Here is a 23,381-nt window from a genome sequence, read left to right on the forward strand (position 1 = left end):
TTACAGCACTACTCACAAAGGCACTTACTTTACCTGAATTTTAGAATTTGTCATCGCTTTGAATGCGATTGAGTCAAAAACGCGTGTAAAAACCCAAAACCATTGAGAATTATTCTCAACCATGTATTATTGATAATAATTCTCATTTGCGATTGAGCCGGTTTATGTCACACGTAAAATCTATTTCCACTCTAAATAGTTTTGAGTTAGCAAACTTGTCACTTTCATACAAACGGCTGATTCTTCCTGTAAGCATGATCGCACTATTGTGTGTCGATACAACACGGCAATCCACCCTCAATGCTCTATCTGACGCTTATTGGGCGGTCTCATGTTATGTCGCGTTTACACTGGTCGTTTACCACTCGATCAAAAATAGAATGTCACAAGACAACCACTTCTTCACTCACTACCACGGCTCTCGCAGCAACCAAGTTATTGTTGCTTCATTGCTTGGAGCCTTGCCCGGATGTGGAGGTGCTATCGTCATCACAAGCCAATTTATCGCAGGAAAAGTGGGATTTGGGTCAGTTGTCGCGGTTCTTACAGCAACAATGGGCGACGCCGCTTTTCTTCTGCTAGCTAGTGAACCCGATACTGGTGTCGCCCTAATCGCCTGTGGCGTCGTCGTTGGTTGCCTCTCTGGCTGGCTGGTCAATCATTTTCATCATGACGACTTTCTGCGCCCAAAGGCTAAAAACCTTACTCAACGAGTACAAACATGTTGTCAGAACGCAGCTGTTCGTAAAGGCAAGGCCGAAACACTAAATAACAAGGCGATTAACGGTCAGGGACTGTTTTGGAAGGCAACCCTAATTCCTTCCATGTTGATTTCTATCGCATTATCTTTTCAGTTAGACATAGAGCAACTCGCCAACTTACCTTCTCAAAGTATCCATTGGTTCGGTGCTGTGTTATCCGTCACAATGATGCTGTTGTGGGGTGTTAGTCATGAAGTCAAAAGCTATCAGGGTATCGTGAGCGAGGATATTAAACAGCCCAAAGCCAGCCCAATACAACAAGCCGCTCAAGACACGCACTTTGTCAGTGCTTGGGTCATTTCAACGTTCCTAGCATTCGAATTACTGATGCTTGTATCATCGCTCGATTTAAAGCTGTGGCTATCTGATTGGGGCGCATACATGCCAATGATGGGAGTACTGCTGGGACTGTTACCTGGATGTGGCCCACAATTATTGATCACCAGCCTATACCTTAGCGGATCTGTTCCCATGTCAGCTCAGATTGCCAATGCCATATCCAATGATGGCGACGCACTTTTCCCGATAATCGCGCTGGCCCCAAAAGCGGCACTTATTGCCTCACTGTATTCAGCGGTGCCAGCAATGATTACCGGGTATGGCTACTACTTGCTATTTGAGCTTTGATTCAGATGACCGATAGTATCGCGCGGCTATCGAGACCTCTGTTGATCGGCACAACGATAAGCTGTGTAGGCTCCTCATTAAGTTTTTCACCCGTCCAAAAGTCGTACCAATCACTTGCGAAATCAGAGGTCAAGGTATATTCATTGATCTCTTCATCGCTATGAAAAAGGCAATGTAAATGTTTTTGCTCAGTGAGCTTTAAATATCCATGGTTTAAACTTAATGAATGAAACTCAGCACTTCGGCCTGTGGCTTTTTGACGCTCAATCAAACGTTTCAGACTTTCCTTTGCAAAGCCCGTTAACTCTGGAAGTGGGTCTCCAGATAACAACATCCCCCCACTGGCGAGCAAAACATTACGATGAAATTCGTAACTTGCACGTTCCGTTGCTTGATTGGCCAATGATGTAAAAGTCGCGCAATCAGGATCAATGAGCCACAATTTTTGGTGCTGCCAACTTCGATAAAACGTCTCTTTTGCGATCTGTTCAAAGCGCTGAGTATCCCTTTCAACGTCGTCGGACACGCGCATGGCATCAACTAACCCTAAAGATGGCCACATTGGCGCATTGCAGCCCAAAATTAGCGCGTCTCCTGCCCCTTCTATTATGGCCTCCATTCCCATTCGGTATGCTTCTACACCTGTGATACCCTCTTTTTGGCGAACACCTTTCAAAGTCCCCCAATAATTGGCATCAAGTTTAAACATCTCAACCCCCCACTCGTTACGCATAACACTGACAAAGTGAGTGAGATGAGCGATGACTTCTGGATTAGAGGCATCCAACACATACCAAGGTGTACAGCGCCAACCTCCATAAGTCACCTCTTCGGCTTTAAGGGGATGACCTTGAGAATCGCGCAAAAACCAATCTGGATGCTGCTGAAAGACTTCGGATTCAGCTTGAGCAATAAATGGGGCCAACCAAATTGCTGGCTTTTTACCTCTCTCACGAATGTTTTGGATCAGTGATTTTACCCCACCCGGGAACTTATCAGAGGGTGTTAGCCAGTCTCCCATATACGCTTGATAGCCATCGTCTAATAATACCCACTCAAGCTCGGGCAACTCTTGCTGCATACATCTCAGGTTATCTTTAATAAGCTGCTCTGTGACATCAGCGTAATATGCATACCAAGAGCACCAACCAATCGGAACTGGTTGCTGCACGCCTTTTCTAACCGGATGAGACTGGGCTATCAATTCACTATATTGAAGATACACACTTTCCAGCGTTGTTCCTTTGATGACCGCTATGGATTCAAGTCGATTACTCGCCCAATGCTGCGGTTCACTGTTTTCACCATCGATATAGGCCAGTATGTCAGTACCGATACGGCCCCGGTGTAGTTCAAAATAGCCCGCAAACCGATGGCAACTGGTAAAGCCAAAAAGTTGAAATCCGGTGGACTGCTCTATCACGAGGTAATTGTAAAATCGTTTTGGCGCCTTATTGGGATAAATCCGATAACTGAGATTGTTATCAGGGCAACGACCAATGTCCTTTAGCTTTTCTGGAGTACCGGCTGTCTGACATAACATCTGAAATCCGTCACCAATGAGGCTAGCATCAACCTCAACTTGATTTTCAAACTGGACCAGCGGATAGTGAGTCGAAATAGGCTCAAGGTGAATTCCACGATACTCAAAACTCAATAGTTCACCGTTCGCTTCACAATGAACATCATGGTTAGTCAGTAAGGCATCAACGCCACTTTTCAATGGGATATATTCCGTCATAAACACCTCACAAGACTTCCAACATCAATATTAATTACTATAACGGTTAATAATAAAAAACCCATCCTGAAGGATGGGTTTTATTCTTAAACTATGAGGTTAGGACACTTCTATCGGCCCACCGAAGGCTGTTACCGGTGGTACCTTGCCCGTGAACTTTTCAAAATCGACTAAACAGGTATTGGCCGAAGTAGCCTGGGCCAACTCGGACGATGGAATGTCTTGAGTTAAGGTATTTGGATCCCCGTAAGTATCTAGTGCGCCAATCTTCTCACTTAGAGGCCCATACCAGGCGCCTTCTTCGATACGCACTACACCCGAAGCGTAGCTATCGGTGACGACTGCACCTGCAAGCAGTTGGCCACGGTCGTTAAAGACTCTCACCAAATCGCCATCTTTAATGCCTTTGGCTTTCGCATCCTGTGGGTTGATATAGATCGGTTCACGACCTTGTACAGCATAAGTTGCACGGTACTCCTCAGATTCACACATCTGAGAGTGAAGGCGCTTATCTGGGTGACAAGACTGTAACCAATAAGGGTGTTTGTCCGAACCCGGCCCTCCATGAGAGCGCTCAGATTTTTCAAACCACATTGGGTGCTCTTGACAATGCTCATAGCCCATATTGCCAATAGTACGGCTGGTGATTTCGATAAAGCCAGAAGGCGTACCTAGTGCATTGATTTCAGGATCTTCACGGAAACTCGCGTGACGAACCCATGGTTTACCCGTACCAAAGTCAAGGAAACCCTTTTCCCAGAACTCTTCAAACTCAGGAAGATCAAACTTACCTTTATTGGCATCTTTACAGTTGTTATACAGCGACTTCACCCACTCCATCTCAGACATGCCTCGAGTATAATCATCAGCACGTCCCCAACGACGAGTAAGCTCGGTCATGATGTCAAAGTCAGTTTTAGACTGGAACAAAGGATCAACTAGCTTATGCATCGCTATTAGACCGCGACCTGAATACGCACCATAACCATCAATATCATTACGTTCCCACTGAGTACAGGCAGGTAAAACGATATCTGAGAAACGACATGTCGCGGTCCATGCAAAGTCAATAGATACCACGGTATGCAGTTTCTTAAACGCTTGCTTCATTCTGTTGCGGTCTTGATGGTGATGCCAAGGGTTATTGCCGCTGAATACCATCATCTTAAGATCTGGTAGGGTCACAACGGAACCGTTCGAGTTTATCTTCTTACCCGGCTCAACAAGACTGTCAACCCAACGTGCCACTGGAATAACGCGGCTGTAACCATTGAAATCTTGATTTGTGTGCTTTGGCGTTTGCCCTTGATCAATGTTCAATGGGAATGAGCCCGGAGCTGCAAAGCCTGTTGATGAGACACCGATCCCAGAGTAATGGTGACCATAAGACACACCACCTCCAGGCAGGCCGATTTGACCAATCATTGCCGCAAGCACAGCCCCCATCCAGTAGGGTTGCTCACCATGTTCCTGGCGCTGTACACACCAACCGAACATGATTTGAGTGCGGCCTTTAACCAGCATACGTGCAAATTCACGGATTTTGTCAGCTGAAACACCACAGATTTCTGATGCCCATTCTGGCGTTTTTTCAACTTTATCTTTGCTCTCACCTTGAACGTATTTGATAAAATCTTCAAAACCCAAGCAATAAGTATCGATGAACTCTTTATCGTACAGTTCTTCTTTATACAAGGTATGAGCCATACCAAGCATAAACGCCACATCAGTTTGCGGGTTAACATAGATATGATCGTTCTCAAGGTAACGCTGAGTTTTGTTTTTAACCGGGTCAACCGAAATAACGTTGATCTCTTTCTTAGCGACTTTCTCTTTCAGCTGTTCTAGGTAAGCAAACGACTCATGAGTTTCACAAGTCCAACCTACCTGCAGGTTTTTAACCGGATCGTTAGCCCAAAGAATAATGTTGTCACTATTCTCCAGAATCAATTCCCAAGATGTACCCTGTGCGTATACTTCTGTAGAACCTAACACGTAAGGCAGGATTGTCTGACCAGCACCCGTTGAGTAGTCACCCACTTTTTTAACCGAGTAGCCGTGCAGCCCCATCGCGCGCATCATATGGTTAGTGCAGCTGTGCATTTGACCAGTTTGACGCCAACCAGTTTGACCTGTGTGTAGTGCCCATGGACCGTAATCTTTCTGTACGCGTTCTAGCTCACGGTAGAACAGGTCTAGAGCCTCATCCCATGTCACACGTACAAATCGATTGTTACCGCGAGTATCCGCCGCGTATTTGTGTTTTTTAAGCCAATCTAGACGAACCATTGGATAACGAACACGTGACGGACTGTAAATAATACCCTTAACGCCGTTTAACATGTCCGTTGGGTATTTATCCACCTCAAGAGGTTTTACTTCCTGAACTTTACCCGCCCACACACGGGCGCGAAACGCGCCCCAGTGAGAGCCAGAGGTTTTCCAGACTCCATCGGTTTCCGCTGCACTAGCAGACGCCGAAGCTAATAAGCTTGGGCCAATCAGCGTGGCTGCACTCGAACCTGCAATGCCTTTAAGAAAGCTTCTTCTTGTAATTGCCATTTTATTACTCCAATTGACGTCTATTTAGTGGTGACCTTCAGAATAATCTGAAGAGTGCTTCTGTAGATACTTAAGAACCAATGCTTCTGTATCTGTGTCGAAGTTCACAAACGCGATCATTCCGTCTAGCATACCGACCCAACCGTTAGCGCTAAAGTGCGCAACATCTGGCTGTGTATGACATGTTGAACAGTTAGTTTGATACGCTTCACCTGCTGCATCCCAGATTGGAGTAAAGTCGGAGACCATTGAGCCTTGTTTCATCCATAGGTCAACTGCGACTTCTTCCCATGGAAGACCTGTCAATTCATCCTCTTTCTTCTTACCGATTTGCACATCACTACTTTGTGAAACTTCACGAGTCAGAATCGCGGTAGAAATGTTTTTACCAAAGTCCTCTTGAATCACTCGACCAAAGCCCTTAGCTTTACGCCAGCCATCAATTTCAACCTTGATCATGTCGCCTTTCACATCCACGATTTCAACTTTACTAGCCGGACTTAACAACCCAGCCTCTGTTGTACCCGTTTCGTTGGTATAAAGTGGAAGGTGACGAATAGAAACCACTTCTGTACCTTTCGAGTATGATGTGCCGTTTGCGATCTGTTCTAGGTCACCCACGATGCCGCTTGCTTTGTCCATATCTTTTGGAAGGTTATGGGCAATACCTTTGTGACAATCGACACAGCTTTGGTCACGCTCAGCCGCTGACTTCATCTGAATACGAGCTGTCGGCGACATCTTCTCGAAGTCCATCGATTCGTAGTTGTGACAGTTTTTACATTCCAAAGATTTGTTCGCTGAGAAACGGTCCCACTCATGACGAGCAAGTTCAAAGCGACGCTCTTCAAATTTTTCAGGCGTATCTAAGTCACCAAAAATTTGCGCAAATACTTCTTTAGACGCTTGCATTTTACGGGCAATTTTATCTGTCCAGTTATGAGGAACGTGACAGTCTGGGCAGGTTGCACGCACACCGGAGTGGTTTTTCCAGTGGACGGTTTCTTGTAGCTCTACGTAGACATTATCTCGCATGGTATGACAACTGACACAGAACTCTTCGGTATTAGTGGCTTCTAGTGCAGTGTTAAAACCACCCCAAAAAATAACACCGGCGATAAAGCCACCAGCAGTCAATACGCCCAGGCTAATATGCACAGCTGGGCGGCTAATCGTACGCCAAAGTTTAATTAAAAAGGATTTCATGACTCACTCTCTTGAATATCGTAATTGAACAAAGGGCTACAAAACTAGCCGTGTATACCAGGAGGACCAAATACGAAGACCTGGAGCATCCAAACGATAAAACCATAACCACCAACGATAGCCACACTCAAAAGAGGGAAGAAAACGGCGCAGATGAAGAAAAAAGATTTCCACTCCATACCGTGCTTTTCAGCACTCTCAACTTTATTAACATCACTCATACATTTGCCTATTTTGTATCGTGTATTTTCCATGAGCAAGCCTACTAGCCCCTCATTCATTAACTCTATTTATTGGAAAATGTTAAACCATACTCATTGTATGGTTCAATCATTTACCCCTTACTAAACCGTACTAATCAACACTTTTTTGAGGTCATCCAGAGATGTATTTAATTACCATTTTATGTGTAAGTATGTGAACAGATATGAAAAATTAATAGAGTTATAAGTATGTGACAAAGTAACGTTAAATCAACAATTACGCGGGAATAATACGGGCTAATGAAGGAATTCCTGTACCAAAAAATATCATCTCAACTTCATTAGGGAACGGTGATATACCGCATTTGGGATTCTTCTGAAAAAACATAATGAATGCAGTATGATTATCAATTGGTGAATCATCATTAGTCATTGTATATGCAAAACGTCATTGATATTTCTTGGTTTTATTTAGTGCTTTTTTGCGCTTCGTTAATCGTACCGGCTGCACTTAACCGCTACTTCAATCTTGGCTTGGGCGGGGAAGCACTGGTGAGCTTACTTCGGATGGCGTTTCAGCTGTTACTTGTTGGGGTCTATCTTGAATACCTATTTGAACTCAATAACATCTGGATCAACCTTGCCTGGCTGATCGTTATGGTGTTAGTGGCCTCCAATGCCATACTCAATAAAAGCCAACTGACTAAACGTCTGCTGTTCCCAATCGTCGCTCTCGCCCTTTGTATTGGCCTATTACCAATACTCGCTGTACTGTGCCTATTGATCGTTCAACCAACCCCCTTGTACAGCGCCCAATACGTGATACCCCTAGCTGGTATGCTATTAGGCAACAGCCTGAGTGGAAATATCATAGCGCTGCAGCACTTTTTCACCTCCCTTGAAGAGCGATGGTCGGAATATGAAGCTGCCATCTCGCTTGGCGCCCATCCTAAATTGGCAACCTTACCTTTTTTGCAGGCAGCTCTGCAAAAAGCAATGGCTCCAATCATTGCCACGATGGCAACGACGGGACTTGTCTCATTACCGGGTATGATGACCGGGCAGATATTGGGTGGAGCTAGCCCAATTGTTGCCATTAAATATCAACTTCTCATCATGATTGCCATATTTGTCATGATGAGCATTTCACTTTCCTTTTGTTTGAAGTTTACTGTCGCAAGAGCCATTACCCCTTACGGTAAGGTGCTGATCACAATTATCAAGTAAGCGTTTGCAACGTTACTCACCTAGTTTGAACCAACTTATCCACAGGATATGTGGATAATCTAATTGAGCTACAGCCACCGACATTACTATCATGTGAGTCGAATTCCCCTTGAATTCAAGGGTGACGAGAATCACAAAATTGATTTATGGATAAATTTGGTTACTTTGCGTACAACACGTTAGAGGCACATAAAAAAACCATCGCGAGCTGATCACATTAAGCAGCAAAGGCGATGGTCTATGTAAAGGTATAATCATCTGTTATAGCGGTAGCATTTGGCTACCTGCAAGTGACGGGGTTTAGTCTCGCAAGTAGATAAGCCAGTACAACATACCAACAAATATCCCACCACCGATGATATTGCCAATAGTGACTGGGATTAAGTTATTCATGATAAAAGTCATTACATTCAAATCAGCAAACTGCGCTGGTGACTGGCCAATCATTTGCCAAAACTCAGGGCTAGCAAAATTCTTAATCCCAATCGCCATCGGAACTTGAAACATATTGGCAATACAATGCTCAAACCCTGCAGAAACAAACATTGCAACTGGGAGCACCATAACAACAATCTTATCTGTCAGTGTTCGACCACTAAATGTCATCCAAACGGCAATGCAAACGAGTACATTACACATCACACCTAATGCTACGGCTTGCCAAAAGCCATGATGAAGTTTGTGCTGGGCAATATTGATGGTATTAAGCCCTACCTGACCAGAATCGAACATGTACTGTTTTGCGGTAAGCATAATCCCAACAAGAAACAAAGCACCAAGCATATTTCCTAGATATACAACTACCCAGTTTTTAAAGAGAGCGCGCCAAGATATCTTGCCACTAGCACGTGCGACCAGGGTAAGGACAGAACTGGTAAACAGCTCTCCTCCGGTGATGATCACCAAAACCAAACCAAGGCTAAAAGCCAAACCGCCCATAAAACGGGTCAAACCCCAAGGCAAAGCATCAGCCCCAGTCGTAATGGTTGTATAAAAAATAAACGCAATGCCGATGTGAAGGCCAGCAGTGATCGCCAGTAGAAAAGACTTCACCGGATCTTTAGTTGCTTTTCCCACGCCAGCTTCCGCCGCTCGCTCCGCCATTTGTGGTGGCAGTAACGCATCAAATTGGTTCATATTCGTGTTCATGACTTCAATAACATTTAGTTACAATTGGAAAGGGCGCGGATAATCGCTCCATTTAATAATGAAATCAAGATCTATTTAGCCAAGTTATACAAATAATCACCTAGCACCTTGAGGGTTCCTACTCAGGCGATTGTTATAAAAGATATAATTTAGATGTCTCCATATACGGCTTGTTAGATTTCAGAAATAGAAAAAGCACCTTGAAAGGTGCTTTTTTAGATAAGGGTTTTCTATTGCCCTAGCTTAGCAATACTACTGAGACTTCGCCTGCTTTTTAAGCGAGGAAACCAAACGTTCAAGGGTTTGGATTTGTTCCTCATTACGATCCATCTGAGCTCTCATCAACTCTGAATGGCTGCTCGTCTGAGACACGATTATTGCTTGCTGCTCTGTTTGTTGCTCGAGCAAAGCAATACGCTCTTTTAACAGGGTGTTTTCTTTTGTCAATCGCTTGGCCTCATCAGCGTTTCGAAGAGACTCAACATCGGCCATTATTCGTTCTGATTGCTGCTCTAATGACTGATCTCGGTAGTCATTCCCCGTCGCCGCGATTGAAATGGCATGCAACTGCGATTCCGATTGCAACACAATTGGCTCAAATTTCGATTTTTCAATATCAATCATCTTTTTGACCGCAGCAACCACAACGTTCAAGCGACGCAATTCGAAGTTAGCAGAATCCACCTGCTGCTTGAAGAGAGCAAAAGATCGCGGGTCTTTCTCGATCATTCGTACCAGCTTCGCAATTTCGCCCTCTACCCTTCCAAAGCTCAGAGGAGCCAGTTCGTGATACTTTGCTTTACTGAGTACATCAACTTCTTGTTGCAGCGGTACGGCATAAGTAGCCAACACGACCCGTACCTCTAATGCTTTCGCTTTAGACAAAAACGTTTCTTGAGAACTGGCCGCTTGCTCATCTTCCCCAACGACAAGATACTCAAACAATCGCTCATAGTCTTTATAGGCGCTGTCATAGGCGTATCGGTAATACTGGCGCGCATTCAAAGAGTTCAGATAATCCATCTCTTCGATTGCAGGCCCCAGAATCTTATCAGCCCTAACTTTTAGCCTTTGGATAGCATTGAAGTGATACTCAACCGTGTTGATTCTATCCATAAAAGCGATTGAATACGTATCACTTGAAAATACCGAATGCTTGCTGTCTACCTGGCTTGGGTCTTTTCGAACTTCAATAAATAACTGATGCGCATTTTTCCATGCAGACATCATCTCCCTATAGTTTTCCGGAGCATAGATTTTCAAAAACTCAACACCTTCTAAAGATGTTGACCACTGAGCATGCACTTTCGCCAATTCTTGATACTGCTGGCTGCGAAATTCAGCCAGGGCTTCCGCAGATAAGTTGCTTTGCAAGTCGGTTTTTGATGGCGCAGACGCGCAGCCAACGAGCCCCAACGCTAAAATTAAAATTGCCCCATTACGAATATTTCGCACTATTTGTCTCCACAACTTTGAATACGCTAACTGACATCAATGGAGAGTAACTAGCTTTTTTGTCTGATTACAGAGAATATCCCACAAGCCCATCGGTCTTGTCCAAATGAATACATGCAGCCAGTGCTGTTTGATTAATTACTGAACAAATCTTCCTGAAAGTACTCTTCCTAGTAATATAAAGCGGTCAAATCTAACATTTTGTTGAATATTTCATTGCAGCAATACGTCAACCGTCTTATGTTGATTCCATAAAGACGCAATTTTGAGGTTTGTCTATGAAATACACTAACGAAAACGTTTCACAACTTAACCTACTGCTTCAGTTCGACTTAAGTAGCGCCGCAACCGGCATAAAAGTTCATCAAGATGCATCACAGGATATGAGAAATGCTGTGCAATACCTCTACGAAAAAGGGTTGTGCACAATGCCTGACGGTGGGTATTTAACGGATGAAGGTATTGAGGTTGCAGAACACGCAGATAAGATCCTTCGAGTCCTTTCAGCAAAGTTATAACACCAATAGGCGACGCTGAAACAGTTATTGTCAAAAAAGGACAGTTAATTCTAAACGCTGTCCTTTTTTATATCGTTAAACTTTGTAATTACTCGCTCTTTCCGCGCACTCCTTTCACACTGTCACTATTAGCGCCACGAGAGAAGAGCCATTGATATGGCTGGTATTTGTCATAAAGCCAATTGAAGATCGTGGTGTAGAAAAAGAAGAACACGAGAAACCCGCCTTCAATGACCACAGCGGCAAGCAGCCCCACCTGCAGGTACCATGCGATCAATGGGATGGTAAAAAAGATCAAACCGCCTTCAAAACCCAACGCGTGTAATACTCTGAGTTTGGCACTGCGCTCCTCACGACGGGCACCATACCAACGATCAAACATCAAATTGTAGACATAGTTCCATGCCACAGCAAACACACTCATACCAATCCCAACTACCGCAAGCTCATACGATTGAGTGCCAGAAAAAAAAGATACAACAGGCACAATGATAGCGAGAGCTATCAATTCAAAGCTAAACGCGTGAAACATTCTCTCTATAAAATTCATTTAGTTACCAACATAACCTGGATGTGATTGTTTTATATCGTCGATTATCTGTTAATATTTATGTTATGTGTAACTAGATACCATAAGTTAAACTGATATGTTAAGTATTGAGCAAATAGACGCCTTTATCGCTACCGTAGATTGTGGCTCCTTCTCCGCAGCAGCGCGCAAGCTCGGGAAAGTGCAATCCGCCGTTAGCCAAAACATAATGAATCTCGAAATCGACTGCGGTATCGAACTCTTCGATCGCTCAGGTCGCTATCCAACACTTAATGACGCCGGACATAAACTACTGCCTTATGCAAGAGCCGTTTCTATGCAGCACAATCGGCTCAGTGAGCAGGCGTTCTCTCTTAGCCGTAAAGAACTTGAACCCATCATATTAGCGGTCGATGAAGGATTGCCACTTAACAAAATCACTCCGATCATATGTAAATTGGTCGAGAGTGTTCCTCGGGTTCAAGTTGAATGTTTGCTGGCTTCGACAGCAGATATCATCGAAATGGTGCAGTCGGGTCGTGCCACTACCGGGCTTATTTTTGGCGAATATAGCGTACCCTTTTCACTTGATTTCGAAAACGTTGGTGCCATCGAATTTGATATCTATGTTGCCGCGGATCACCCTCTCGCCCAAGCGGTGTCACCTCATATCGAAGTACTTTCACTGCATAGACAACTTGTTATAAGTTCAAGAAATTCAAACGAAAGTAGCCTGCACCAACTCTTAAGTCCCGATGTCTGGTTTTCCGACAGTTACGCTATGCTTATTGAATGGTGTAAAGCAGGACTAGGTTGGACATTCATCCCCTGCTATCTTGCTAAACAAGCTCTCAAAGAGGGAACGTTGATCCCAGTCCCCATCGAGTTTGAAAAGATCTCAGCGATCAGCAATGTTGAGCTAATACAACACTCAAGTAAAAGCAGCGATTTTGCGCATAAGAAGTTAAGAGAGTTAGTTAAATCTCTATTTGAGGGCATGTAAATGAACGAAGCGAATATTTTGTTAATTGGCGCAGGTTGGCTTGGTCTCCCCTTAAGTCTCAAGCTAAAAAGCCATGGCTATAATGTGATTGCGACAAAAACCTCCTCTGACGGTCTCGAATTGCTCGATGAGCATCAGGTACAAGGTGCTGTTTGTGACCTCAATGACCGTTCTCTTGAGGGGTTAGCGGCTATCGAAGAACTGATAAAAACCAATATGATCGACATGATTATCGGTGCTTTTCCGCCAGGGTTTAGACAAGGTAGAGGTGAAGATTACAGCGAGCAATGGCAACAACTTGTCGAAGTAGCCAAAGCGTCTGATGTCAAAAAAATCATTATGGTCAGTTCAACCACTGTCTACCCAGACAAAGCCGAGATCATGAACGAAGATATGGCCAGTTTACCGATTGCCATCAATAGCGAACATTTTAGTGAAAAAGCCAAAATCATGTTGCAGGCAGAAGAGCATGTAAGAAGCTCAACCCTTGACTATTGTATTGTACGTTGTAGTGGCCTTATTGGTCCCAATCGTCACCCTTCTCGCTTTGCGACTAAACTTTCTTCCGTGAGTGACCAGGCTGCTGCCAATATGTTGCACCTGGATGATGCCATCGGCGCATTGATGTTTGCCACCACCACGTTAAACAACTGCATCGTCAATGCCACGACACCGTCAACCTGTGATAAAGCAACATTCTATCGAGCGGCATTGCGCGCTGCTGGCCTTGATTCATCGTTGCCCAATGTTGTCTCCAAACCCGACAAAGTCATATCGAGCGAGAAATTGCAATCTCTAGGTTATCATTTTAAATTTCAGCATACCCTTGATGCTCTATAGACAATCGAAAACAAAAAAAGGAAGCCAGTTGGGCTTCCTTTTTTTACTACGACGCATCGCAACTTAGCGACCCAACGCTTCTTTGTAATGTTGGCGACAAACTGAAACGTATTTATCGTTTCCACCAATAGCGACTTGGTCACCTTCCGAAATCGCAACACCGTTTTCGTCAGTTCGAATCACCATATTTGCTTTACGGCCACAGTGACAAATGGTTTTAAGTTCCACTAGCTTATCTGCCCAAGAAAGCAGGTACTTACTGCCCTCAAAAAGCTCACCAAGAAAATCGGTTCTCAAGCCATAACAAAGCACCGGGATATTGAGCTTATCAACCACTTCCGTTAACTGATAAACTTGCTCTTTTGACAAGAACTGGCACTCGTCAATCAAAACGCAGTGACGTTTTTCCTGAGCATGAATCGTTGCAATATCATCAAACAGGTTCGATTCAGATCCAAACAATTGCGCTTCCGATTGCAGACCAATACGTGAACTCACCTTACCTACACCAAAACGATCATCCAAAGCGGCGGTGAAAATAACCGGGTTCATACCGCGTTCTTGATAGTTAAACGAAGACTGCAGTAAAGTCGTCGATTTACCGGCGTTCATTGCCGAGTAATAAAAATACATTTGAGCCAAAACGAAATTCCAACTTCCAGAAACCAAAAAGAAGCCCCTGCAAGCAAGGGCTAAGAAATACTATTTACGACGCCAGGTTGTCCCTTCTGGACCATCCTCAAGAACAATGCCCATTTCTGTTAGCTTGTCCCTTGCCATATCGGCATTTGCCCAGTCTTTGGACGCGCGTGAATCGTTACGCAACTTGATTAGCGCTTCGATTTCAGCAACTTCATCGTCACCTTCTGCATCACCTTGCAAGAATGAATCCGGCTCTTGATACAAAATACCAATCACGTCAGCAAGCTCGCGCATTACTGCACCTAACTCGCTCGCCGCTTGACCATCTTCAGCCTTGATTCGATTGATTTCACGCGCCATATCAAAAAGTACCGAATACGCCTCCGGTGTATTGAAGTCGTCATTCATGGCTTCTTTAAAGCGAGAAATATATTCATCGCCACCTTTAGGTGCCACGCTTAAATCTAAACCGCGCAAAGAAGTATATAGACGCTCAAGAGCACTGCGCGCTTGTTTAAGGTTATCTTCGCTGTAGTTTAGCTGGCTACGGTAATGTCCTGACATTAGGAAGTAGCGAACCGTTTCTGGATCGTAATGCTCAAGCACATCGCGAATGGTAAAGAAGTTGCCCAAAGACTTCGACATCTTCTCTCTATCGACCATCACCATGCCACTGTGCATCCATGTATTCACATACGGAGTGTCATGTGCACAGCACGATTGAGCGATCTCATTTTCGTGGTGAGGAAATTGCAGATCAGAACCACCGCCATGAATATCAAAATGATCGCCTAAAATTGAAGAGTTCATTGCAGAACATTCAATGTGCCAGCCTGGTCGACCTGCTCCCCATGGAGACTCCCAAGTTGGCTCTCCTGGCTTAGACATTTTCCACAGTACGAAATCCAGTGGGCTTTTCTTAGCGCGGTCTACATCAACACGAGCACCGGCTTGTAACTGTTCTAGGTCTTGCTTAGACAGCTTACCGTATTCGTCAAACTTACCCACTTCGAACATTACGTCACCATTGTCGGCAACATAGGCAAAACCACGTTCGATTAAGCGCTCAACAAGCTCAATGATTTCTTTAATAAACTCTGTCGCTCGTGGCTCAATATCTGGGCGTTTCATGTTAAGAGCATCAAAATCTGCATGCATCTCACCAATAAGGCGCTCGGTTAACGAATCACAACTTTCGCCATTCTCATTAGCGCGCTTAATAATCTTGTCGTCAATATCAGTGATATTACGTACAAACGTAAGATCATAGCCAGAGTATCTCAGGTAGCGAGAAACAACATCGAACGATACAAATGTGCGGCCATGGCCAATATGACAGAGATCGTAAATAGTGACGCCACAGACGTACATGCCGACTTTGCCAGCTTGAATGGGTTTGAATTCCTCTTTTTGTCTCGTCAATGTGTTGTATATTTTTAGCATGATCTCTATCTAGATAATTACGGTTTGAAATAGTTAGAGGCGATTATAACCCTATTCCCATTGAAGATGGAGGTCTAATCGCTACTTAATTGTTCATTCAAACCAGATTTCTTCATTTGAATGTGCGCTAAGTTACGCTAAAATCTCACTTTCAAATAAAAAACATGCAATAGGTATTTACCATGATCACCCTTCACACCAATTTCGGCGACATCAAAATTCAATTGAACGAAGAAAAAGCACCAGAAACGAGCGCAAACTTTCTTCAATACTGCCGTGACGGTTTTTACGACAACACTCTTTTCCACCGTGTTATCGACGGATTTATGGTTCAAGGTGGCGGCATGACTTCTGGCCTTAAAGAGAAAGCAACTCGCTCTCCAATTAAGAATGAAGCAAACAACGGTCTTAGCAACAAAACCGGTACACTAGCTATGGCGCGTACAATGGAACCGCATTCTGCTAGCTCTCAGTTCTTCATCAACGTCAACGACAATACATTCCTAGACTTCCGCTCAGAAAGCTTAGACGGTTGGGGTTACTGTGTATTTGGTGAAGTCGTCGAAGGCATGGACATCGTTAACAAGATAAAAGGTGTTAGCACTGGTACTCTTGGCATGCACCAAGACGTGCCTTTAGAAGAAGTTGTCATCACTTCTACAACGATTCACGAATAAGATCTTTTAGAGGGGGAGCGATTGCTCCCCCCTTTATTTATTATGACAACACTATTTATATCAGACCTACACCTGTCCCCTGCGACACCAGAGATCACAGCGTGTTTTATTAAGTTCATACGCGAAGAAGCCCCTCAAGCAGAAGCGTTGTATGTCTTGGGCGATCTCTTTGAGTTTTGGACCGGGGATGACGATAAATCGGACTTTGCCGAAACCATTCGCCAAGAATTTAAAGCACTAACAGACTCCGGTGTGAAGTGTTACTTCACTCAGGGAAATCGCGACTTTTTGTTGGGTAAACGTTTTTGCCAGCAAACTGGCGTCGAGCTGCTCGACGATATGTCAGTGATTAACGTTTATGGCAAACGAGCCCTAGTTCTTCATGGTGACTTACTGTGCACTGAAGATGTTAAGTACCTGGCCTTTCGCGAAAAGGTTCATCAACCTTGGCTACAATGGGTTTTCAATCGGCTTCCTTTTTGGGTAAAAGAGAAAATTGTTTCTAAAGTTCAGGGCGAGATCCGCGATGACAAGCAGCACAAAGACCTCACCATTATGGATGTCACTCAAAGTGAAGTGGAAAGGGTCATGCGACAATATGACGTTAATTTGATGATTCACGGCCATACACACCGTCCTGATATCCATCGTTTCAAAGCAAACGGAGTAGAGTGTACCCGCATCGTTTTGGGTGATTGGTACGAACAAGGCTCTGTGCTTTTTTGCAATACTGAGACAACAGAGCTTCAAACTCGCCCGTTCGAAGGCTCAAGCCGCGAACACGGCCAATTGTTGAGCTAGTCCGCAGAATCACAGATTGGTTTATGGGAAACGCCCATGACTTAGGTATGATTACCGGAACGTTTTTTGAGATCACGATGCAGAAATTGAAGTACTCATACATCGCAAGGCAGCCCATCTTAGACAGGAAACAAAAAACTATCGGTTTTGAGCTACTGTTTAGGGATGGTCCGAACAATACATTTCCTGATATCGATCCAGATCTTGCTACAAATAGGCTACTTTCTGAGCACTTTCTAGCCACCCATTACAGTACGATAGGCGATAAACTTGGTTTCGTGAACTTTCCATACCAGAGCCTTATCAATAAAGTGCCAACTCTGTTTCCAAAAGAAAACCTTGTTGTTGAAGTTCTAGAGAGCTGCGAACCAACCCTCGAGCTATTAGAGTCAATAAAATCCATCGCCGATGCTGGCTATCAAATTGCGCTTGACGATTTTGTTCCTCATAAAGCTTGGCTGCCTTTTCTGCCTTATGTTTCGATCATAAAAATTGATGTTCAGCAAACACCGATGGACAAAGCTCAACGCATTATTGAGAAATTAGAGAACAAGAATATTATCTTTCTAGCCGAAAAAGTGGAAACTTACGAGGAATTCGAACAGGCAAAAAAAATTGGCTTTGACCAATTCCAAGGTTACTTTTTTAGCCGCCCTCAACTTATTCGTCGTAAACAAATAAAACCGTCTTTCCTCACAGTGGTCCAGCTGTGTAAAGAAATTGCGAACAAACAGATCAATTTTGATGAGCTGGAACGCCTCATCTCACTAGATGTGACGCTGTCCTATAAGTTACTCACCTTTGTGAATTCTTCTTACCTTATTCGGGCAAAAATTAAGTCTTTTAAACAAGCCCTCGTCTATTTGGGTGAAGACCGATTACGAAAGTTCATTTCATTAGTCGCAATCACCTCGACTCAAGATGACAAACCTGATTCCTTGTATAGTTTATCGATCCAACGAGCAAAATTTTGTGAGCTGATTCTTCAAGATATGGGTTCTGAGAATGAGAAAGGCGCTGGCTTTCTGACCGGAATATTCTCTTTGTTGGACTCTCTATTTGACCAACCTCTAGCTGATTTGGTTGAACAAATGCCAATAGATCACCAGGTAAAGTCCGCACTAACCGAAGGTACGGGGACACTTGGAGATGTGTTAAAATTGGTCGTAAGTTACGAGTCGGCGAATTGGGATGAGGTGATCACACTGCGTGACAAACTTCATCTCCATGACGAACGACTCTCTAAACATTATGATACCGCCATTCAGTGGACTGAAGAACTACTTACCCTTCAGCCTGATGCGACTCAAACCGCTTAACACCACGAGTTAATCTATGTCTTTATGCCCTTGCGGCAGCTCACTTGAATACTCAAGTTGCTGCCAACCTATTCATACCGACCCCCGTCAGGCATTAAAACCTGAACAGTTAATGCGTGCACGCTTTAGTGCACATGTACTTAACATGCCAGATTTTGTCGTTGCAACCTATCACCCATCTTGCAATGCTTTAGCAGAAAAAGAGGCCATAGCCCAATCAGTTGACAGCCAATGGACTCGCCTTGAAGTCGTATCGACTGAATCGGGAAGCAATGACGACGAAGGGTTCGTAACCTTCAATGCTTACCTTATTGAGGATAATCAAGAATTGTGCCTTTCAGAGCGATCACGCTTTCTTAGAGAGGAACAACAGTGGTACTACATCGATGGCGAACTGTCTGAGATGCCCAATATAAAAGTAGGCAGAAACGATTCATGTCCTTGCGGCAGTGGTAAGAAGTTTAAAAAGTGCTGTGGGTAAGCTGCCAGCACTAATCACTATCTAGTACTATTAACTACCCAGTACGCATAAAAAAGAGGTCGATGACGACCTCTTTTTTTATTTTGGAAGAACAATTCCCAGACAAGCATCCATTTTAGGGTCTTGCGGTGACTCCTGGAAAACTATCTGTTTTTGTTCAGTCAATTCAAACTGTGGCCATTCCTTTGAAAACGAGTCGAACACTCCTGGTTGACAGCCTTTACCCAAATCACCCAGTATGAGGGCACCATACTCGCGGATCATTTCTTCATTTATGTGTCGATTGTACACGTTCGGTAGCGTCTCGTTGTTCCATTGATTGGTCAACTGCGGATGAGAGCCAATATAGAAGGTAAACCACTGAGCTCGATAGTGTCCGCCTACCAACTTTAGCGGCTTATCTGTAATCTCTTGCCAAAATGATTCAGCATCCTGACTCAGGGTTTTAATACCGACGAACTTTTGCCCAGCGTTGCGAACATTAAATACAAGAACAGAGGCATAGCCGACCAAAATCACCATGGCCATCACCAATAAGATCTTAAGTGGTCGTTTAATGTATGGCACAACACTGTGGCTTAGGTAACCGACCAGTACTGCTGGCGCTGGCATAAAGAATGGGTGCAGCCACTCAACAAGCCTTTCACCTTTGTGGAAGCTAAACCATGCCATTATTGGCACCAATGGTGAGAGTAAAACCAAAGTGGTCAAATGCACCTTTTGAGGCACCTCTAAACGACGTTTCAGCCCTTTTTTCCCTAGCATTGCCGCGACTAAAATGAACGGGTAAAAGACCGATAATACCGCCAACCAACTTCCCGGACTTATTTGAGCCGATACTTGACCACCCACCCATTTGAAAGCAGAAAAGTTATTCTCTACCAACCAAATAAAATTAGGCAAGATCAGTGCTAAAAACACCAATATCGCGATGTAGAAGTATCGATTTTGATAATTTTTACGAACCTGAGGTACAAATAGGCTTAACAGGAACACGATCCCAACCGGAGCAAACGTTGTATATTTGGCCATCGAGGCACAGCCAGCAACAATACCAAATGGTATCCACCACTTAGGGTCATCGTATGTTGCTTTTACAAAGAAAAATAAAAGCCATGGCCATGAACCAAACAACAAATAGTTATCGTTATACGGTATTGCTTCAAAGTTGATAACACCAGACAAGTTCAGCGTAAATAGAGCAAGCCATGCCATTGCAGGCGAGTCTGTCAATTTATGAGCTAAGAAATAGCAGCCTAGCATACCCAACGAAATAACCGAGAAATGGCCAACATACCAAAATGCCGAAGCAAACTCGCTTGAATCGGAGAATGAGAGGATCCGGGCGACGAAGCCAACAAACCATGGATTATTTGGACTTCCCCATTCACCGTTACTTGCCCAGTTAAGCGCTTCAATCGCATCATAAGGTACAGTGGGATCCAAGTGATAACTCACCAACGACCATGCGACAGCGTAAAAAAAACACCACAAAAACGCCAAGCGATGTGAGCGAGCAATAGACTCTGCGCTTAAAGTGGTGTTCTCAGAAAATAGGTTTTCAGATAGCATATTGATATTTATAGCCTCAAAACAATTGGATGCTCAGATCATCAATCAATAAATTCGACAGTTAATGAATACAAAGAACGAGCACCTGGAGTATGCTCGTTCCCGATAATACCGCAAGCCCTCCATTGTAAAGTCTATGTGAGAATTAAATAAAAACCAGTCACTTAGCTACAAAAATGTAAAAAACCTAACCAGAGACTATAGAAGGCCGGCATTGCATTGAATTGAATTAAATTGTCAAAAGCCGATGACATAGAGCAAAGCTGCATGCCATGCAACCACTCACTGCTAACCGCCACGATTAGAGTATTGGGGGCGACTGCCTTGCACAATTCATTATGAGCGAGTCCCTACGACTCAAAGATCTGATAGTGTCTAGTTACATTTTCAGATATCTCAACCCACGTCGAGGTTTTGATCCGTAGCTGATGAGCCTCAAAGGCCTCTTTATCGACAAATTCCTCATAGACATCAAAACGAGTAGAAACTTCCGAATTTTGAGTCACTCTAAATTCTCGACACCCTGGTTCTTGCTGTGTTAGCCGTCTATGGTTTTTTAGTTCACCAATGACCGCTAACAGATCTCGTTCAGGCACCAAAATGAATCCTTTTAATACAACCTTCGGCATAAACAGCCCAACTCCTTAATCTCTACAACCCAGAAACATATTCACATGATTTTATATCATATGGCTAAATAGTTGCCTATATACAAGCTCAAAGTCAATCTCGCTAAAAAAAGCGCCATTTTGCCTATCGTTATTGCATCGGTTTTGGAACGTATGGCTTAAACACTTGGTTTCGACCTCGTAAACTGAGACAATCAACATCGTAATCCCAAAATCAAATGGCTCTTTATGAAACTTTTAGTTAGAAACCTCGCTCGCACTACCACCGAACATGATGTTCGCCTGCTGTTTAAAGAACATGGCCGTGTTACAGAGTGCACTTTAGTTTTGGATCAAGAAACAGGGCTTTCTAAAGGCTTTGCTTTTGCCGAAATGCCAGATCCCGAAGAAGCATTCGCAGCAATGAATGCACTTAACCTGTCTGAATTTGCAGGAAATAAAATTCGAGTAAAACGAGCTAGCCACTAATTCACTCGTTTACGAACATTAAAAAGCCAGCCTAGAATAGGCTGGCTTTTTGTATTTTTCTGACGTCTTAATAAGATTTTCGCTTAGCAAAAAGTTGAGATATAGAGCTCTTCTACTTTATCTCTTGCCCATTGCGTCCTTCGTAAAAACTTCAGTGATGATTTTATCGAGGGATCATTAGAAAAACAGTTAACGTTAATGATCTCATACAAACCTCGCCAACCGTAATGCTCTACGAGCCTTGTCAGTATTTTTTCCAGCGTTAGACCATGCAGTGGATTATTTTGCTGTTGATTGCTCATCTACGAGTCCAACCTTTTGTCGTCTAATAATTCAGAAGGGATGCATTGCAACACAAACTTACCGGACACTGCAATCAAAGTCTTAACTTTTAGTTTTCTACCGGCTAAGTCCAACCATGATGCCACACTTCATCATCACGCAAGTCGCGCCAATCTATCTCATAGCAATGCTTAGACATCACCGCTTCAAGGACGCATTCAACAACACCATCGTCCTCATCAAACAACACCTTCGTCACTATAAAGTGCTTCTCTTTTTTCTTTGGCTTTTCCGCGGTCCACTTGCTGTTGAGTAGCTTTTTAGGATTAATACAATTCATCTTCACCCTCCAAACACACACCAATGTTTTACGTCAACATCGCTCTATAAGTTCAGACAGCTACTTATTCAAACACAGCACTAAGATTTATCTTCATCGGTAGAAGTACTCGATTTCTTTTTAGCGGCTTTAGATGAGCCTTTTGTGAATAATCCCTCCATAAATTCCATCGGCATTGGAAACAAAATCGTTGAGGATTTCTCACTCGCAATCTCTGTTAACGTTTGTAAGTATCGCAATAAGATCGCACTTGGCTCTGATGACAGTTTGTTGGCCGCTTCAACCAACTTTTCTGATGCTTCCATCTCACCAGAGGCATGAATCACCTTGGCTCTTCTTGCTCGTTCGGCTTCCGCTTGTTTAGCAATCGCTCTTATCATCGTTTCATTGAGATCGACATGCTTAATCTCAACATTCGAAACCTTGATCCCCCATCCGTCCGAACGTGCATCCAGGATCTCTTGAATGTCTGCATTGAGCATTTCTCTGTTCGCCAGCATTTCATCAAGTTCATGCTGGCCAAGGACAGAGCGCAATGTCGTTTGCGCTAACTGAGACGTCGCCTGCAAATAGTCCTCCACGTTAATAATGGCTTTTTGAGAGTCCACCACCCTAAAATAAATAACCGCGTTGACCCGCACTGATACATTGTCGCGGCTGATCACATCCTGACTTGGCACATCCATAACCACAGTACGCAAATCCACTTTTACTATCTGTTGAATGATCGGGATGATAATAATAAGCCCCGGCCCTTTCACTTTCTGAAAACGCCCTAAGAAGAATATGACCCCACGCTCGTACTCTCGGAGTACATGAAATAGGCTAAAAGCTATTAAAACGACTAAGCCAATAACCAGAACCGGAGTGATCATCCCGCTCATGATAATTGATTCCAACATATGC

24 protein-coding genes are annotated in these 23,381 nt (G+C 43.8%); 10 read left to right on the forward strand and 14 right to left on the reverse strand.

Annotated elements, in window-relative coordinates; genetic code table 11:
* Positions 1 to 164 precede the first annotated feature (164 nt).
* Positions 165 to 1,388, forward strand: a complete 1,224-nt coding sequence (locus LNL84_RS11915; protein ID WP_244357627.1) for a putative manganese transporter — start codon at positions 165 to 167, stop codon at positions 1,386 to 1,388.
* A 1-nt stretch (position 1,389) separates the two neighbouring features.
* Here LNL84_RS11915 and LNL84_RS11920 read toward each other — a convergent pair whose 3' ends face one another.
* The 4 genes from LNL84_RS11920 to torE form a co-directional block, all read right to left on the reverse strand.
* A complete protein-coding gene (locus tag LNL84_RS11920; RefSeq protein ID WP_244357630.1) occupies positions 1,390 to 3,129 on the reverse strand; it encodes a glycoside hydrolase family 36 protein in 1,740 nt (579 codons plus the stop codon).
* Positions 3,130 to 3,228: 99 nt separating this feature from the next.
* Positions 3,229 to 5,691 carry a trimethylamine-N-oxide reductase TorA gene (torA, locus tag LNL84_RS11925; protein WP_244357632.1) on the reverse strand — a complete coding sequence of 821 codons (2,463 nt, stop codon included), beginning with the start codon at positions 5,689 to 5,691 and terminating at the stop codon, positions 3,229 to 3,231.
* A gap of 24 nt (positions 5,692 to 5,715) precedes the next feature.
* Complete coding sequence (gene torC, locus LNL84_RS11930; RefSeq protein WP_244357634.1) at positions 5,716 to 6,897, reverse strand: pentaheme c-type cytochrome TorC; 1,182 nt, start codon at positions 6,895 to 6,897, stop codon at positions 5,716 to 5,718.
* A gap of 44 nt (positions 6,898 to 6,941) precedes the next feature.
* A complete protein-coding gene (torE, locus tag LNL84_RS11935) occupies positions 6,942 to 7,118 on the reverse strand; it encodes a trimethylamine N-oxide reductase system protein TorE (RefSeq protein WP_244357636.1) in 177 nt (58 codons plus the stop codon).
* 420 nt (positions 7,119 to 7,538) lie between these two features.
* Here torE and LNL84_RS11940 point away from each other — a divergent pair, with 420 nt between their 5' ends.
* Positions 7,539 to 8,327: an ABC transporter permease gene (locus LNL84_RS11940; protein ID WP_244357638.1), complete on the forward strand. Its 789-nt coding sequence runs from the start codon at positions 7,539 to 7,541 to the stop codon at positions 8,325 to 8,327.
* Positions 8,328 to 8,627: 300 nt separating this feature from the next.
* Here LNL84_RS11940 and focA read toward each other — a convergent pair whose 3' ends face one another.
* A complete protein-coding gene (gene focA, locus LNL84_RS11945) occupies positions 8,628 to 9,464 on the reverse strand; it encodes a formate transporter FocA (protein ID WP_244357640.1) in 837 nt (278 codons plus the stop codon).
* A 264-nt stretch (positions 9,465 to 9,728) separates the two neighbouring features.
* Positions 9,729 to 10,931 (reverse strand): hypothetical protein, encoded by a 1,203-nt coding sequence (locus LNL84_RS11950; protein ID WP_244357642.1) that lies wholly within the window; start codon positions 10,929 to 10,931, stop codon positions 9,729 to 9,731.
* A gap of 278 nt (positions 10,932 to 11,209) precedes the next feature.
* Between LNL84_RS11950 and LNL84_RS11955 the strand changes: the two genes are divergently transcribed.
* On the forward strand, positions 11,210 to 11,449 hold the full coding sequence (locus LNL84_RS11955; protein ID WP_244357644.1) for a TIGR02647 family protein: 240 nt from the start codon (positions 11,210 to 11,212) through the stop codon (positions 11,447 to 11,449).
* Between the two features lie 88 nt (positions 11,450 to 11,537).
* On the opposite strand, the gene LNL84_RS11960 is transcribed toward LNL84_RS11955, so the two are convergent.
* Positions 11,538 to 11,999 (reverse strand): PACE efflux transporter, encoded by a 462-nt coding sequence (locus LNL84_RS11960; protein ID WP_244357646.1) that lies wholly within the window; start codon positions 11,997 to 11,999, stop codon positions 11,538 to 11,540.
* A gap of 97 nt (positions 12,000 to 12,096) precedes the next feature.
* Between LNL84_RS11960 and LNL84_RS11965 the strand changes: the two genes are divergently transcribed.
* The gene (locus tag LNL84_RS11965) at positions 12,097 to 12,981 is read left to right on the forward strand and encodes a LysR family transcriptional regulator (RefSeq protein WP_244357648.1); all 885 of its coding nucleotides are present in this window, start codon (positions 12,097 to 12,099) and stop codon (positions 12,979 to 12,981) included.
* Positions 12,982 to 13,821 (forward strand): NAD-dependent epimerase/dehydratase family protein, encoded by an 840-nt coding sequence (locus LNL84_RS11970; RefSeq protein ID WP_244357650.1) that lies wholly within the window; start codon positions 12,982 to 12,984, stop codon positions 13,819 to 13,821.
* A gap of 63 nt (positions 13,822 to 13,884) precedes the next feature.
* On the opposite strand, the gene LNL84_RS11975 is transcribed toward LNL84_RS11970, so the two are convergent.
* Positions 13,885 to 14,463 carry a thymidine kinase gene (locus tag LNL84_RS11975; protein WP_244357652.1) on the reverse strand — a complete coding sequence of 193 codons (579 nt, stop codon included), beginning with the start codon at positions 14,461 to 14,463 and terminating at the stop codon, positions 13,885 to 13,887.
* Positions 14,464 to 14,523: 60 nt separating this feature from the next.
* Complete coding sequence (gene cysS, locus LNL84_RS11980) at positions 14,524 to 15,906, reverse strand: cysteine--tRNA ligase (RefSeq protein ID WP_244357654.1); 1,383 nt, start codon at positions 15,904 to 15,906, stop codon at positions 14,524 to 14,526.
* Between the two features lie 182 nt (positions 15,907 to 16,088).
* Between cysS and LNL84_RS11985 the strand changes: the two genes are divergently transcribed.
* The 4 genes from LNL84_RS11985 (at position 16,089) to LNL84_RS12000 (ending at position 19,184) form a co-directional block, all read left to right on the forward strand.
* Positions 16,089 to 16,583, forward strand: a complete 495-nt coding sequence (locus tag LNL84_RS11985; RefSeq protein WP_244357656.1) for a peptidylprolyl isomerase — start codon at positions 16,089 to 16,091, stop codon at positions 16,581 to 16,583.
* Between the two features lie 42 nt (positions 16,584 to 16,625).
* On the forward strand, positions 16,626 to 17,384 hold the full coding sequence (lpxH, locus tag LNL84_RS11990; protein WP_244357726.1) for a UDP-2,3-diacylglucosamine diphosphatase: 759 nt from the start codon (positions 16,626 to 16,628) through the stop codon (positions 17,382 to 17,384).
* 86 nt (positions 17,385 to 17,470) lie between these two features.
* On the forward strand, positions 17,471 to 18,703 hold the full coding sequence (locus LNL84_RS11995) for an EAL and HDOD domain-containing protein (RefSeq protein WP_244357728.1): 1,233 nt from the start codon (positions 17,471 to 17,473) through the stop codon (positions 18,701 to 18,703).
* A gap of 16 nt (positions 18,704 to 18,719) precedes the next feature.
* A complete protein-coding gene (locus tag LNL84_RS12000) occupies positions 18,720 to 19,184 on the forward strand; it encodes a YchJ family metal-binding protein (protein WP_244357658.1) in 465 nt (154 codons plus the stop codon).
* A 78-nt stretch (positions 19,185 to 19,262) separates the two neighbouring features.
* Here the strand turns inward: LNL84_RS12000 and LNL84_RS12005 are convergent, their stop codons facing one another.
* On the reverse strand, positions 19,263 to 20,756 hold the full coding sequence (locus LNL84_RS12005) for an ArnT family glycosyltransferase (RefSeq protein ID WP_244357660.1): 1,494 nt from the start codon (positions 20,754 to 20,756) through the stop codon (positions 19,263 to 19,265).
* 350 nt (positions 20,757 to 21,106) lie between these two features.
* Complete coding sequence (locus LNL84_RS12010; protein ID WP_244357662.1) at positions 21,107 to 21,385, reverse strand: putative quinol monooxygenase; 279 nt, start codon at positions 21,383 to 21,385, stop codon at positions 21,107 to 21,109.
* Positions 21,386 to 21,613: 228 nt separating this feature from the next.
* Here LNL84_RS12010 and LNL84_RS12015 point away from each other — a divergent pair, with 228 nt between their 5' ends.
* The gene (locus tag LNL84_RS12015) at positions 21,614 to 21,853 is read left to right on the forward strand and encodes an RNA recognition motif domain-containing protein (RefSeq protein WP_244357663.1); all 240 of its coding nucleotides are present in this window, start codon (positions 21,614 to 21,616) and stop codon (positions 21,851 to 21,853) included.
* Positions 21,854 to 21,936: 83 nt separating this feature from the next.
* Here LNL84_RS12015 and LNL84_RS12020 read toward each other — a convergent pair whose 3' ends face one another.
* The 3 genes from LNL84_RS12020 to LNL84_RS12030 form a co-directional block, all read right to left on the reverse strand.
* Positions 21,937 to 22,155 carry a VF530 family protein gene (locus tag LNL84_RS12020; protein WP_244357665.1) on the reverse strand — a complete coding sequence of 73 codons (219 nt, stop codon included), beginning with the start codon at positions 22,153 to 22,155 and terminating at the stop codon, positions 21,937 to 21,939.
* Between the two features lie 104 nt (positions 22,156 to 22,259).
* Positions 22,260 to 22,475, reverse strand: a complete 216-nt coding sequence (locus LNL84_RS12025; protein WP_244357667.1) for a TIGR02450 family Trp-rich protein — start codon at positions 22,473 to 22,475, stop codon at positions 22,260 to 22,262.
* Positions 22,476 to 22,555: 80 nt separating this feature from the next.
* A complete protein-coding gene (locus LNL84_RS12030; protein WP_244357668.1) occupies positions 22,556 to 23,377 on the reverse strand; it encodes a slipin family protein in 822 nt (273 codons plus the stop codon).
* Between the last annotated feature and the right edge of the window lie 4 nt (positions 23,378 to 23,381).

The sequence above is a fragment of the Vibrio gelatinilyticus genome (assembly GCF_022836845.1).
GTDB classification, from domain to species: domain Bacteria; phylum Pseudomonadota; class Gammaproteobacteria; order Enterobacterales; family Vibrionaceae; genus Vibrio; species Vibrio gelatinilyticus.